This window comes from Arthrobacter humicola (assembly GCF_022803015.1).
Lineage (GTDB): Bacteria > Actinomycetota > Actinomycetes > Actinomycetales > Micrococcaceae > Arthrobacter > Arthrobacter humicola_A.
The window spans coordinates 132,835-146,523 of the sequence record NZ_JAFKON010000004.1 but is presented as its reverse complement, the minus strand read 5'-3'; the positions used below and the strand labels follow the sequence as shown (position 1 = coordinate 146,523).

At 67.2% G+C, this 13,689-nt stretch carries 11 protein-coding genes; 3 read left to right on the top strand and 8 right to left on the bottom strand.

From position 1 onward, the window contains the following. On the top strand, window positions 1–693 hold the full coding sequence (locus ARTB_RS10410) for a hypothetical protein (RefSeq protein ID WP_243179712.1): 693 nt from the start codon (window positions 1–3) through the stop codon (window positions 691–693). A gap of 28 nt (window positions 694–721) precedes the next feature. Here ARTB_RS10410 and ARTB_RS10405 read toward each other — a convergent pair whose 3' ends face one another. Continuing rightward, on the bottom strand, window positions 722–2,179 hold the full coding sequence (locus ARTB_RS10405) for a benzaldehyde dehydrogenase (protein WP_243179709.1): 1,458 nt from the start codon (window positions 2,177–2,179) through the stop codon (window positions 722–724). Window positions 2,180–2,367: 188 nt separating this feature from the next. Here ARTB_RS10405 and ARTB_RS10400 point away from each other — a divergent pair, with 188 nt between their 5' ends. Next, complete coding sequence (locus ARTB_RS10400; protein WP_243179708.1) at window positions 2,368–2,913, top strand: flavodoxin domain-containing protein; 546 nt, start codon at window positions 2,368–2,370, stop codon at window positions 2,911–2,913. 16 nt (window positions 2,914–2,929) lie between these two features. On the opposite strand, the gene ARTB_RS10395 is transcribed toward ARTB_RS10400, so the two are convergent. The 6 genes from ARTB_RS10395 to ARTB_RS10370 all read right to left on the bottom strand — a co-directional run bounded on the left by ARTB_RS10395 (window position 2,930) and on the right by ARTB_RS10370 (window position 11,134). Then, window positions 2,930–3,622 carry a hypothetical protein gene (locus tag ARTB_RS10395; RefSeq protein ID WP_243179699.1) on the bottom strand — a complete coding sequence of 231 codons (693 nt, stop codon included), beginning with the start codon at window positions 3,620–3,622 and terminating at the stop codon, window positions 2,930–2,932. Window positions 3,623–3,698: 76 nt separating this feature from the next. Beyond that, complete coding sequence (locus tag ARTB_RS10390) at window positions 3,699–4,337, bottom strand: hypothetical protein (RefSeq protein WP_243179697.1); 639 nt, start codon at window positions 4,335–4,337, stop codon at window positions 3,699–3,701. Between the two features lie 183 nt (window positions 4,338–4,520). Next, window positions 4,521–5,006: a hypothetical protein gene (locus ARTB_RS10385; protein ID WP_243179694.1), complete on the bottom strand. Its 486-nt coding sequence runs from the start codon at window positions 5,004–5,006 to the stop codon at window positions 4,521–4,523. A gap of 887 nt (window positions 5,007–5,893) precedes the next feature. Then, window positions 5,894–7,453: an FAD-dependent oxidoreductase gene (locus ARTB_RS10380; protein WP_243179685.1), complete on the bottom strand. Its 1,560-nt coding sequence runs from the start codon at window positions 7,451–7,453 to the stop codon at window positions 5,894–5,896. After that, window positions 7,450–9,741 carry a molybdopterin oxidoreductase family protein gene (locus ARTB_RS10375; RefSeq protein ID WP_243179684.1) on the bottom strand — a complete coding sequence of 764 codons (2,292 nt, stop codon included), beginning with the start codon at window positions 9,739–9,741 and terminating at the stop codon, window positions 7,450–7,452. Before ARTB_RS10375 ends, ARTB_RS10380 begins: the two co-directional genes overlap by 4 nt. A gap of 1 nt (window position 9,742) precedes the next feature. After that, window positions 9,743–11,134: an MFS transporter gene (locus ARTB_RS10370; RefSeq protein ID WP_439954118.1), complete on the bottom strand. Its 1,392-nt coding sequence runs from the start codon at window positions 11,132–11,134 to the stop codon at window positions 9,743–9,745. Window positions 11,135–11,453: 319 nt separating this feature from the next. Between ARTB_RS10370 and ARTB_RS10365 the strand changes: the two genes are divergently transcribed. Then, a complete protein-coding gene (locus tag ARTB_RS10365; RefSeq protein WP_028278342.1) occupies window positions 11,454–12,866 on the top strand; it encodes an MFS transporter in 1,413 nt (470 codons plus the stop codon). Window positions 12,867–12,939: 73 nt separating this feature from the next. Here ARTB_RS10365 and ARTB_RS10360 read toward each other — a convergent pair whose 3' ends face one another. Continuing rightward, window positions 12,940–13,671, bottom strand: a complete 732-nt coding sequence (locus ARTB_RS10360; protein ID WP_243179681.1) for a glutamine amidotransferase — start codon at window positions 13,669–13,671, stop codon at window positions 12,940–12,942. Window positions 13,672–13,689: the final 18 nt, after the last annotated feature.

Sequence of the window (13,689 nt, the reverse complement as noted above, 5' to 3'; positions counted from 1 at the left end):
ATGCAGAGTCCCCGCTCGCTTGTTGAGCCGATGGAACAGAACTGCGCGCTGCCTCCCGGTCCAGAGGAACGCTTTGCCGGCTACGCCGTCATGGGCGTTCCGTTCAGCTCCGGCTACGTCCTGGCCTTTCGGCATTTTCCGGCATCGTCCGTCGGCCCGGGCTACATTTCGGTCTGGATCCGCGACCCTGCCGGCGTCTGGGCGATTCACAGCACCACCGACCCCGGGACCTCCTGCCCCCGCTACTTCGGCAGCGCCATCGGCTCGGCGTCCACTAGCCGGGTTTCCATCCGGTGGCGTGACGGCTATTCCTTTAGCGTGGAAGTCGGAGCCGGCGTGGACCTGAGCTGGGATTTGACGCTGGCGGCGACGCCGGTGACCCGGCTTATGTCCGCGGTGTCCGGCGCCGTTCCGGAGCGGCTGTGGCGCAGCCGGACGTTCCTGCGCGCCATGGGGGCCGTTGCCGGCCCGGTGCTGGGGGCGGGGCACCTCGGGCTGACGGGCGCGGCGCCCAACGGCCAAACGTTCTTGGCGCGTCCGCGTCAGATGTGGTTTGTCCGCGAAAGCAAAGCGCAGCTGCAGGGGCACAGCCTGGGACAGACGTCGGCATTGCCGGTCCAGGACCGGCTCGGGGAATTCTGGGTCCCGCAGCGCGGCATCTTCATGACCGGTTCGGTCTTGTTCGAGCCCTAAGTACGGGGAACTCCCGCATTTACCCGGCCTAAAACGGGTACGGCGCGATGTCCGGCCGCACGGTCAGCCACTGGATTTCCGTGAAGGATTCGATGTTGGCGTGATGGCCGCCGATCCGCGAGCCGTTGCCCGAGTTCTTGACCCCGCCAAAGGGCGAGTTGGCCTCGTCGGACACCGTCTGTTCGTTGATATGGATCTTTCCGGAGTCGAGCCGGTCGGCGATCGTCATGGCCATCCCGACGTCGCCGAGGATTCCTATCGAAAGCCCGTATTCATTGTCGTTGGCCAGGGCAACGGCCTCGTCCACGGTGGAGAACTTCATCACCGGGGCGACGGGGCCGAAGATCTCGTCCTTCCACGCCGGGCTGGCGAGGTCGAGGTCGGCGAGCACGGTGGGCTGGTAGAACCGGCCGTCATGGCTGCCGCCGGCGGCCAGGCGCGCGCCGCCCTGCACCGCGTCCTGAACGATCGTGTCCACCCGGTGGAGCTGCTTCTCGTCGATCACCGGGCCCAGCGCCACTGTTCCGCTCTTCGGGTCGCCTACCGGTAGATGGCGGGCCTTTTCCGCCAGGGAGCTGACGTAGTCCTCGTAGATGTCCTCGTGCACGATATGCCGGCCGGACGCCATGCAGATCTGACCCTGGTGCATGAAGGAGCCAAACGCGGCGGCGGAGACAGCTTTGGGGAGGTCGACGCCGGGCAGCACGATCAATGCGTTGTTCCCACCGAGTTCCAGGTGGGCACGCTTGAGCAGCCGGCCGGCCGCCTCGCCCACTTTGCGCCCTGCCGCCGTCGACCCCGTGAAGGCGATGACGCTGACCTCCGGTGCCTCTACGACGGCCGAGCCGATCTCGGCGCCGCCGGGCAGCAGGGAGAGCAGGCCGGGCGGAAGACCCGCCTCCTCGAACACCCGGACCAAGGTGACGCCACCACAGACCGCAGTGCGCGGGTCCGGTTTGAGCAGGACGGCGTTGCCAAGGGCCAGCGCCGGGGCGACTGCGCGGATGGAGAGGATCAGCGGGAAGTTGAAGGGTGCAATCACCGAAACGACGCCGACGGGCCGGCGCCGGGCGAAGGACCAGCGGCTCTCGTTTGAGGTCAGCACGTCGCCAGCCGGGAGTGAGGGCAGGGCGGAGGCGTCGTGGCATTCGTTGGCCGCGATGTGGGTTTCCAGCCCCGCTTTGGGCGGGATGCCGCCGGATTCGCGGACGATCCAGGCCTGGATTTCCGCCGAGTGTTCCTCCCAGAGTTGTCCCGCGCGGCGGAGCACGGCGGCGCGGTCTTCCGGGTTGCGGGCGGCCCAGTCCTTCTGCGCTTTCGCGGCCACCGCGGCGGCTTCGCGGACATCCTCCACGGAGGCCACGCCATAGCGGCCCAGCGTTTCTCCAGTGGCCGGTTCGACGGCGTCACCGGTCCCGCCGCGCCCGGGCCGCCAGCCGCTGAGGTAGATCCTGCCGTCCCAGAGGGCGGAGTCGAGCAGGGACATGTTGCGTCCTTTCATCGAGGGTTCTACTTGTGTACCGGCCGGTCGAATCAGAACCGGACCGGGCCTTCGTCCATCTCATGTCGGTAGGCCGCCGCCGTCAAGAGTGCGGGCGTCAAGAGGGCCGTGCGTTGCCGCCCGCGGGACCTTCGGCCGTAGTGCGTCACAGCCGGGCGAGGTCAACTTGGCACATGGCCAAAATCTATGTCCCCTACGGAACCGTTGAAGGACAAACAGCAAAAATCGCGGATTACATCGGCGACGTGATCCGGGCGCTCGGGCACGAAGCAGAGACGGCGGACCTCAAACTTTCCGGAGATACCCTTCCGGGCGGCTACGACGGCGTGATCGTGGCGGCCTCGGTGCACGTGGGAAAGCACGAGGGGTACGTCACGGACTTCGTGAAGAAGAACCGCGGTGAGCTCGAGCGTTTGCCTTCCGCCCTCGTCTCAGTGAGCATGGCCGCGCAGGGGGACGAGCAGACTGCGGAGGGCTACGTGGAGAAGTTCGAGCAGGACACGGGGTGGCGGCCCGCGCACGTCGGACTGTTCGCCGGCGCCCTGCTCTATACCCACTACGGGTTCATCAAGAAGCACGTCATGAAGAAGATCGCCAAGGACAAAGGATCCCTCGACACGGACACATCCCGTGACTACGTGTACACCGAGTGGGACGGAGTCCGGCGCTTCACGGAGGACTTCCTGGCCCGGTTCGCCGAGCCGCCGGCCCAGCCGTAGGGCTCAGTCGTAGAGCTCAGGAGTAGGCGTACGGCGGAACCGTGTCGCCAGGGGTGAAGGGTTTGAACCACTGCTCGAAATCCAGACTTGCGGCGTCGTCCTCGAGGACGTCAAGGTTGTCGGAGTACAGCGCGTCACTGTCGGCATCCTCCAACAGGACTTCCTCGACGTCGGCCCGCCAGTCCTCCGGAAGGTCCAGTTCGTAGATGTCCTCGGTGATTTCCGCCTGATCGAGCAGGCAGCGGACGGCTAGTTCCGCTGCAAGGCAGCCGGGGGCGGTCCAGCCCCGGACCAGCGACGCGGTGACGTCGGCCGCGACCACGATGAACTTCTGGGTGAACTTCGCGTCGTAGCTGGCGGCGAACTGTGGCGGCAGCGAGGACAGGACCGAGGTCCCGGCAATGTCGGCCGGCGTGAGAACATCCAGCGTGCTGAGCGTTCCGAGATCGCGGAACAACTGGTCGATCAGAATGCTGGACGAGTTCCACAGGAGTCCGGCCAGCAGGCGGGTCTGGCCCACGGCTTTGTGACGGTCAACCGGAGAAACGTCGGCCATCTCGGCCAGGTCTTCGGGATCAAACTGGAGCCGTTGCTCGGCCGTCATGTCGTCCGGGTGGGGGTCGAGCCCAAGCAGTTCCAGGCTCAACCCTGTCAGCTTCCCGGCGTCGGCCAGCAGTTCTTCGGTGATGTCGTCGTCGTCGGCGCTCATGGCCCCGATGCTACCCGCCGTTTGCCCGCGGCCCGATTTGCGTTACGCGGCCGGGTTTGGCGGCGGTGCGGCAGCCTTAGGCAGCCGCCGGGTGGATGGTTCCCGACGTCGAACCCGCCCTCGCCATTCGGACGGACAGCAGATAGGCGATCCCGCAGGCCAGGGGAACCAAGCTGGCGGCGATCAGCGATCCGACCGCACCCGACCTTCCGATGATCGTGATCAACAGCGGCAACACCCCCAAGCCCACCAACAGCCAGCCGGCCAGTGCGGTAACTTTCAGGCCAAGGATTGCGGCCGGGAACGCCAGCGCGAGAACGCTGACGGCGATGAGGGGGCCGTTGTCGTTGAGGAAGGCGCTCAGGGCGGCGGGGTCGAAGGCGAGCCACACGCACGCAGCAATGAAGGCCGAGGCGAGCGCGAGCAGCAGGGGAGCGGTTGCCGCCGGCCAGAACCAGGCCGAGACCGCGAGGATGAGCATCGGCACCACCCAGGCGAGCGTGATCAGCGTTCCGGTTGTTCCGCCCGGGTCCTGCATCGCGAAGCCGCCGATGAAGATTCCCCCGATGACGGTGAACGCCGCCATGACGGCCGCGCCGGTGCGCGTCAGCGCGGCGGCCCGCCGTTGCGGATCCTTTTCACGGGACATGACAACACCCATCACGACCGCGAACACAATGATCGCGCCGAGCGCCAAAATGACCGGGACGTTCATGGGATGCCTCCTGCGGATGAACGGAACCTACGTTCATTGCATCCCCACCCCTCGGACGTGCCAAGGGGAGAAAGGCCCGCTTCGGGGCGGTTGGAGTTGCTAAGTGCCCTGAACTCCGGACTGGCCGATTTGAAGGCAAAAGCGCCCCCGGCAACTGCCGGGGGCGCCCTGTGTTGTCGGGGGTTACGGCGCCAGCAAGCTGCAGACGTCGGTTACGGTGCCCTTTCCGGAGAACAACGTCCTTTCGCTGAAGTCAGGATTGAGCGTCCAGTGCATGGTGCCCGTAGTGAGGAACAGCCCCGCGGGGTGCCCGTTCGCGTCTGGAACGATAATGGTGTTCCTCCCTGTGGCGGTGACGTCAAAGCTGCCGTCCTGCAGGGTCGTAACGTGGGTCACCCCGGTAATGACGTAGGTCACCGTTTTCAGAGCAGGAGCGGGCCCCGTGAGGGTAATCCTCAAATTGGGGCCGGTTAAGGCGACCCGGTCTCCCGGCAGGACGACAGTCCCTGCCTTGCCCGAGAGCTGAGCCTGGAGATCGAACGTCGGACAGGCGATCGTGAAAGGTGTTTGGTCCACCGGAACGGGAGTGGCGGCGGCAACAGCCGGGCCGGCACTTGCGGAGAGTGCGGCGGCGACTGCGATGGTGATGGGTGCGAGCCAGCGTTTCATTAAGGTCCTCCTTTGTAGCTTGCAAAAGTCCCCCCAGACATACGGGACGAGTCCCTGACTGCAAAGCCCTTGCATGCTACCGCAGCCCTCCGGCTCCAACGCAGGTATCGACTACGCGCCTATGAGGTGTCCGCTACTTATCTGCGGAGATAGGCCAGCCCGGCTGGCAGCACCAGGGCTCCCGCAGGATCGGGCGAGAACGAACTGCATCAAGCGAACTGGCCTTAGAAGAACCAGCGGCAAGGCCGAACCCGTGGCGCGTCTGGGTCACGCAGTGAGCTGCGTCCGAAGGATGTCGGGGCTTCCCGGTATGTGTTCATTCCTGTGTGGTTTGGAAAGGCCGCTTAGCCTTAGCGGAGCGGAGTTGGCCAGAGCCCTCACGGTTGGTCGGGGCTCTTTTGGATGATGGCCGGTCCAGCTTGGAGTTCTCTTCGGGTGCGCGGGTCTTCCTTGCGCGCCGCCGTGCTTAAACCACGGGAGTAAGGCCTCTACCTCCTGGCGTCAAGCAAAGGCATAATGTCGCCATGTGGATCCCCGCCCTATTTCTAATCTTGGTCGTCATCGGGATACTGGTCACTTATTGGCAACTCACCCTGACAGGACTCTTCATCTGGGCGCTTGTGGCCTGGAAGAGGCACCACACAGCCGACACACGGTCGAGCTACCCCCGGAAGCCCGTCCAGACCCGGCCTGTGGCCAAGCAGGTCCAGACCCGCCCCAGACCCAAGCCTGTGCAGACCCGGCCTGAGCCCACGCACAGCTCCAAGCCTGCCCGCGAGATACCAGCGCTCGAATATCTGCCTAGGTGGACTGCGGACCGCCGGTTGGAAGCGGGCCTCGAGCATGCCCAGTGGCAGAGGAACTTCGATAACCCAGCGGGTTAGTACTCAGGCAGCCGCCCCCTGAAAGTGGGCCTCGATGATGCCCTTGATGTCCTCGTGGCAGCCGCCGCAGCCCGTGCCGGCGCGGGTGGACGCCGATACCTCGGGCACCGTTCCGCAGCCCTCGGACACGGCAGTGGCAATGGCCGTGCCGCTGACACCGGCGCACCGGCAGACCGTCCGGGCGGGGTCGGCGGCACCTGGGGAAGCGACCTGGTCCGGCCCGTCCAGGCGCAGCAGCAGCGACCGGTCGGCCGGCAGTTCCGCGCCGCGTTCGAAGAGCTGCACCAGCTCGGCCGAGGTGCGCGGCATGCCCACGGCCACGAGGCCTTCCAGCACGCCGGCGCGGGTGGTCATCTTGACGTAGCGGCCGTGCTCGGGATCGGCCCACTGGGCGATCTGCAGCCGGGCCCGGCCGTTCACGGCCCCGGCGCTCAAGGCGTCCTCGTCCCACGGGTCCGCGGACACATCCCCGGCGACGGCCAGGTTCATGCCGCGGGCCTTGAGCACGATCACGCCCGGGAGTTCCGCCGGAAGTGCCGGCAAGGCTTCCGCCTCGGCAGGAGCCCCGGACGCCAGGAGGGTCAGATAGTCGGCGAGCCATTCGGCCTGCCGCCAGCCCGGGCCGACCAGCCCGGAGGGACCCCTCGCAGTCCGGCACTGAACGCACTCGGGGTCCGGGCAGCGGACCTCGGCGCAGTCGCCGATCGCGAAGATGTGGGGCTCGTGGTGGGCGCGGAGCTTGTGGTCCACCAGGATCCCGGCACCGGTGGAGAGCCCGCAGCCCTCCGCAAGTTCGGTCCGCGGCCGGACACCACAGGAGAGGACCAGGAGGTCGCCGTCGATCGCGGAGCCGTCATCCAGCAACAAGGCGGAGAAGCCGCCGTCGGGCGCGTTGTGTTCGACGCCGACCGAGCGGGCGTTGCCGGCCACCCGCACGCCGCAGTTCCGCAGGGACGCCGCGAGCACGGCGCCGCCGCCGCGGTCGATGTTCCGGCCCAAAGGATGCGGGCCATTGTGCACCACGGTCACCGTGGCGCCTTCCTCGGCCGCGGCGAGGGCCGTCTCCAGGCCCAGCACACCGCCGCCCAGGACCACGACGCGCTTTCCGCCCGCCACGGCAGAATGCAGCACGGACGCGTCGCGAAGATCGCGCAGGGCGGTCACGCCCGGCGGCAGCACCGGCGCGGCCGGGTCCGGGTTGAGCCCGGTCAGGTTCGGGATGACCGGCCGTGAACCGGTGGCGAAGACGAGCCGCTCGTAACCGGGGGAGGTGCCGTCGCTCAACAAGACCCGCTGCCGGGCGCGGTCCACGCGGCGGACGCGGACGCCCAGCCGGACATCGACGCCGTCGGCCACCAGTGCCGCCGCGTCCGCGAGGGCCAGAGCAGCCGGCGTCGTCCGGCCGACGCCAAGATCCGCCACCAGCACGCGGTTGTACGCCGCCTCCGACTCTTCGCCGACGACGGTCAGGTGTGCGATGCCGCTGCGCACGGCCGGCAGCAGCTCGTCGATCAGCCTCGCGGCGACGGGCCCGAAGCCCACCACCACAATCCGCTCAGTCATGAGGTCTCCTCTGCTTGAAGAACGCGGGCCGAAACGCCGCTGTGCTTGCCGGCCAGGGCATCCGGGGAAGCTGCCGGGCTGATCCACACCTTGCTGGTCTTGAACTCGGGCATCCCGGAAATGGGGTCCGTGGCCGCCTCCGTGAGCCGGTTGGCGCTCTCGAGCTCCGGGAAGTGGAACGGCAGGAACACCGTCTCCGGGCGGATATCCGTGCTCAGCTCGGCACGGCAGCTGACCACGCCGCGTTCGTTGGAAATCGAGACGTAGTCGCCGTCGGCGATGCCCTGGGCGGCAGCCGCGGCGGGGTGGAGCTGGAGCCGCGCCTCCGGTTGGGCTTCGGCCAGGGCGGCCACCCGGCGGGTCTGCGCGCCGGACTGGTAGTGCTCCATCAGGCGGCCGGTAATGAGGGTCATCGGCGTGCCGGGACGATCGTCGCCGGCTCGGTCGGCCCGCTGGTCCACCCGGCGGTCCGCCGCGGACGCGAAGCCCGCAGAAGAAGAACGACGTCGGGGCGTCACCGGCGTGAACACGGCCCGGCCGCCCGCATGGGCAAAGGCGTCCAGGAAGAGCCGCGGCGTGCCCGCGCTCCCGGCGGGGTAGGGCCAGTAGGCGGCCTCGCCACGGTCCAGCATGGCGTAGTCGATCCCGGAGTAGTCGGCCAGGCCGCCGGAGGACGCGAGCCGGAGCTCCTCGAACACCGTTTCCGGATCCTCGCTGAAGGTGGAGGGCGCGTGCAGCATTTCGGCCAGCCGGGTCATGATCCACAGCTCGCTGCGGACACCGGGCGGGGGAGTGAGGGCCCGGCGGCGGCGGAGCACGCGGCCCTCGAGGTTGGTGAGGGTTCCTTCCTCCTCGGCCCACTGGGTCACCGGCAGGACCAGGTCCGCCTCGGCGGCGGTCTCGGAGAGGAAGAAGTCGCACACCACCAGGAATTCCAGGCTGCGCAGGCCCGCGATCACGGCATTCGCGTCCGGGGCGGACACCGCCACGTTGGCGCCGTGCACGAAGAGGCACCGGACGCCGTCGGGCTGTCCCAGCGACTTGAGGAGTTCGACGGCGGGAAGGCCGGGGCCGGGAATCAGGGGTTCGGGCACGCCCCAGACCCTGGCCATGTGGGCGCGGGCGGCGGGATCGGTGATCTTCCGGTAGCCGGGGAGCTGGTCCGCCTTCTGGCCGTGTTCGCGGCCGCCCTGGCCGTTGCCCTGGCCGGTGAGCGTGCCGTAGCCGCTGCGCGCGGAGCCCGGCAGGCCCAGCAGGAGGGAGAGGTTAATGGCGGCCGTGGCGGTGTCAGTGCCGTCCACGTGCTGTTCGACGCCGCGGCCGGTGAGGATGTAGCTGCCGCCCTTGCCGGCGCCGTCGGCCAGCCGCCGGGCGGTTTCACGGATCAGCCCGGCGGGGACGCCGGTGATCGACTGGACCCGTTCGGGCCAGAAGCTGGCGACGCTGCGGACCGCGGCGTCATAACCCGTGGTCCGGTCCGCGATGTATCCCGCGTCCGCGAGGCCCTCGTGGATCACCGCGTGGGAGATACCCAGGAGCAGGGCGAGGTCGGTGCCGGGCAGCGGCTGCAGGTGCAGCCCGCCGCCGTCGGAGGTGAAGGCGGCGGTGGCGGAGCGCCGCGGGTCGACGACGATCAGGCCGCCGGCGTCGCGGGCCCCCTGGAGGTGCTGGACGAAGGGCGGCATGGTCTCGGCAACGTTGGAGCCGAGCATCAGGATGGTGCTGGCGGTGTCGAGGTCCGCGAGCGGGAACGGGAGCCCGCGGTCCAGGCCGAAGGCGCGCATGCCTGCCGCGGCTGCCGAGGACATGCAGAACCGCCCGTTGTAGTCGATCCGTGAGGTGCCCAAAGCCAGCCTGGCGAACTTGCCCAGCTGGTAGGCCTTCTCATTGGTGAGGCCGCCGCCGCCAAACACGCCGACGGCGTCAGCCCCGTGCTCGAGGCGGGCCTGTTTTACGGCGGAGACGATCCGCATGAGGGCCTCATCCCAGCTGACCGGGTGGTGGACGCCGTCGGCGCCCTTCAGCAGGGGCTCCGTGACGCGGCCCGGGTGGTCCAGTAACGAGGCGGAGGTCCAGCCCTTGCGGCACAGGCCGCCGCGGTTGGTGGGGAAGTCCCGTCCGGCGACTGTCAGGAGCGGCGCGGACGTTGGGGTAGTGGCGGGGCCCGGTGCAGCGTCTACGGGCTCTGACCCCGGCCGGGCAGCCGGGGTCAGAGCCGCTGGAGATGTGAGCGTCATGGCGCACTGCAGAGCGCAGTAAGGGCAGTGCGTGTCGGCGCTTTTGGTCATGTTAGACGTGTCCCATCGCATTTCGGTTGGCGTTGCGGATGTAGCAGAACCAGCAGACCACCAGCATCAGGACGTAGGCCCCCACGAATCCGTAGAACGCCGAGGTGTAGGAACCGCTGGCGGTGTTGGAGGCGTTGAGGACCTGGGGGATGATAAATCCGCCGTAGGCGCCGATGGCCGAGATCAGGCCGAGGGCTGAGGACGCGAGCCGCTGGGTGGTGTGCGTGCTGGCCCCGGAGCGGGCGGCCCGGCTGGAGGTGGCGAAGATGATCGGGATCATGCGGTAGGTGGCGCCGTTTCCGAAGCCGCTGGCGGTGAACAGGAGCAGGAACAGGAAGAGGAAGAGCCAGAAGTTCTTCAGCGGCAGGGTCCAGAGCATGGTGAGGGTCATGACGGCCATGGCGGCGAAGGCTGCGACGGTCATGCGGGCCCCGCCCATCCGGTCCGCCATGCGTCCGCCGTACGGGCGGGCCAGGGACCCGACCAGCGGGCCGAGGAAGGCCAGGGACAGGGCCACGGTGCCGACGGAGATCGAGGAAAATGCCGGGAAGTAGTCCTTAATGAGCTTGGGGAAGACGCCGGCGAAGCCGATGAAGGAACCGAAGGTGCCGATGTACAGCAGCGCCATGATCCACAGGTGCGGCTCTTTGATCGCGGCCAGCGAACCTGCCACGTCGCCCTTGGCGCTGGTGAGATTGTTCATGTACTTCCAGGCACCGAAAGCCGCCAGCAGGATCAGCGGAACCCACATGAACCCTGCGACGGGCAGGTTCACGGTGCCGGCTGCCAGCAGGGTGATGGCGATCGGCACGGCCAGCTGTGCGACGGCGGCACCGAGGTTTCCGCCGGCGGCATTCAGGCCCAGGGCCCAGCCCTTTTCCCGTGCGGGGTAGAAGAAAGTGATGTTCGCCATCGAGCTGGCGAAGTTGCCGCCGCCGAAGCCGGCCAGCGCAGCCACGAACAGCATGACGCCGAACGGGGTGGCCGGGTTGGCGACGCACAGGCCCAGGCCGATCGTGGGGATCAGCAGCAACAGGGCGGAGACGATGGTCCAGTTGCGGCCGCCGAAGCGGGGAACCATGAACGTGTAGGGGATCCGGAGCGTGGCGCCGACGAGGCTTGGCATGGAGATCAGCCAGAAGATCTCGTTGGTGGAGAACTTGAAGCCGGCGGAGGGAAGCTGGACCACCACGATCGACCACAGCTGCCAGACCACGAAGCCCAGGAACTCGGCGAAGATGGACCAGTTCAGGTTGCGCCGGGCGATCGAGCGGCCGGCCGACTCCCACTGCTCCTTGTTTTCCGCATCCCAGTTGGCGATCCAGCGGCCGGGCCGGTGGTCGAGGGTAAGGGTGCCGCCGGTACTGGCGGCGCCGACCTCTGCGGTGCCGATTTCGGCGGTGCGTTCAGCAGTCACTTGGGAGACCTCCTTGGGGGGTGATGTCCTTCAAAGGTAGGGACGCCGCGTTTCCGGGACGGACGCGGTTTATTAACGCGCTGTGACTTTTGCCTATCGGGGCTTTTATGACGGTGTGAGAATAGGTGTGACGACCACCACGTGAGACAACGACACGGAGTCCAAATAGCGGACTATTTGTCCATTGACTGGACGGTGGGAACTATTATCAGACGTATACGAATCCCTAGCCGGCGGCCCCGGGCATCGGGCTCTTGGGGAAATATCCGACCGGTCTTCATGAAAGCGTTACTACATGTCATCCACTGCCACCTCCGCGGAGCATGGGTCCACCAAGCAGGTGAATTCGCGCGGCCGCGTGATTGTCGCCAGCCTGATCGGTACCACCGTCGAGTTCTATGACTTCTACGTTTACGCCACCGCGGCCGTGCTCGTTTTCCCGAAGCTCTTCTTCCCCGGGCAGAACGAGACCACCCAGCTGCTGGCATCCTTCGCTGTGTTCGGCGTCGCGTTCATCGCCCGCCCGCTCGGCTCGGTCATCTTCGGCCACTTCGGTGACAAGTTCGGCCGCAAGGGCACGCTGGTGGCCTCCCTGCTGACTATGGGTATTGCCACCTTCCTGATCGGATGCCTGCCGACGGCGAGCGTCCCGGGCTGGACCTTCCTGGCCCCGGCGCTCCTCGTGGTCCTGCGCTTCTGCCAGGGCCTGGCCCTCGGCGGCGAATGGAGTGGCGCGGCGCTGCTGGCCACCGAAAACGCCCCGTCGAACAAGCGCGCCATCTACGGCACGTTCCCGCAGCTGGGAGCCCCGATCGGCTTCATCATCGCCAACGTGATCTTCCTGGTCTTCAGCTACACCTTGACACCGGAAGCCTTCATGGAATGGGGCTGGCGGGTCCCGTTCCTGCTCAGTGCCGTCATGGTCATCATCGGTCTCTACGTGCGCCTCAAGCTGATCGAAACCCCGGCCTTCACCAAGGTCCTCGAATCCAACGAGGTTGCCAAGCTGCCGCTGGCACGGGTCTTCAAGACCAGCTGGCGCCCGCTGATCCTGGGCACGTTCATCATGCTCGCCACCTACGTGCTCTTCTACCTGATGACCACGTTCACGCTGACCTACGGCACCCGGGCGTCCAGTCTGGACACGGCGAAGGCCGCCGCCGAAAAGGCCGGCAAGCCGATGACCGAGGCCGCCGCCGCTGCGTTCGTCCCGGGCCTGGGCTACAGCCGGAACGATTTCCTCTGGATGCTGATCGCCGGTGTCGTATTCTTCGGTATCTTCACGCTGGTCTCCGGCCCGCTGGCCGAGAAGTTCGGCCGCCGCAAGATGCTGATCGTTGTCACCTTCGGCATCCTCGCCTTCGGCCTGCTGTTCGTTCCGCTGTTCAGCGCCGGATTCGCCGGTGCCATGGCGCTGCTGATCATCGGCTTCTCGCTCATGGGCCTGACGTTCGGTCCCATGGGTGCGCTCCTGCCGGAGTTGTTCCCGGGCAATGTCCGCTACACCGGCTCCGCCATCAGCTACAACGTCTCCAGCATCCTGGGCGCTGCCGTGGCTCCGTTCATCGCCGTCTGGCTCTGGGAACTGGCCGGGGGCAGCACCGTGCTGGTGGGTGTCTACCTCGCCGCCATGGCGGTGCTGACGCTGATCGCCCTGTTCGTGAGCAAGGAAACCCGGGACCTCGACTACACCAACAACGTAGCCTGACGTCGGCCCTCTTTCCTGACAGAAGAAGCCCGGCGTGTTCATTGAACACGCCGGGCTTCTGCGTTGGAGGGGCTCAGCTCGCGTAGCGCTCCACAAAGTTCCGCAGGATCTTCATCGGTTCTGTCGCAGTGAACTGCCGGGCGTCGTCCATGAGCATTTCGGCCGATTCAGGCGGGAAGTAGCCGGCATGGCGGTAGATATCGATCCTGGTGACGAGCCCTTCAGCATCAAGCTCGGGGTGGAACTGCGTGGCGTATAGGTTGGACTTGATCCGGAACATGTGCACCGGGCAGGCGGCCGAGCTGGCCAGCAGCACCGCATGGGAGGGCAGGACGGTGCAGGCTTCCTTATGGCCGGTGAACGCCGTAAAGCTCTCCGGCAGCCCGCGCAGGAGGGGATCCTGAAGACCCTCCGCCGTCAATTTGATGGTGACGCCGCCGAGCCCTTCACCGTACGTCCGGTCGATCACGGCGCCCTGGTGCAGTCCGAGGGTGCCGACGCCGTAGCAGGCGCCGAGGAACGGGAAGTCCTCGGCCACGATCCTGTCCAGCAGCCCGGCGAGTTCGCGCTCCACCCGGTGCTGGGTGGCGCTCTTGTGCTCGGCCGGATCGCTGGAAGTAAAGGGACTGCCGCCCACAATGACGCCCGAATAGTCGGACAACTCAAGCGCGGGCAGCGGGGCGGCTTCCATCCGGATGCGGTGGAGCTGCTCGGGCTGGAGTCCGCAGTAGCGAAGGTAGGCGCGGTATTCGTCCTCGGCGGCGGTGTCTTCCGCGCGCGAGGCGAGGAGCAGGAATGGCTTCACACTCTAAGTCTCTACTGG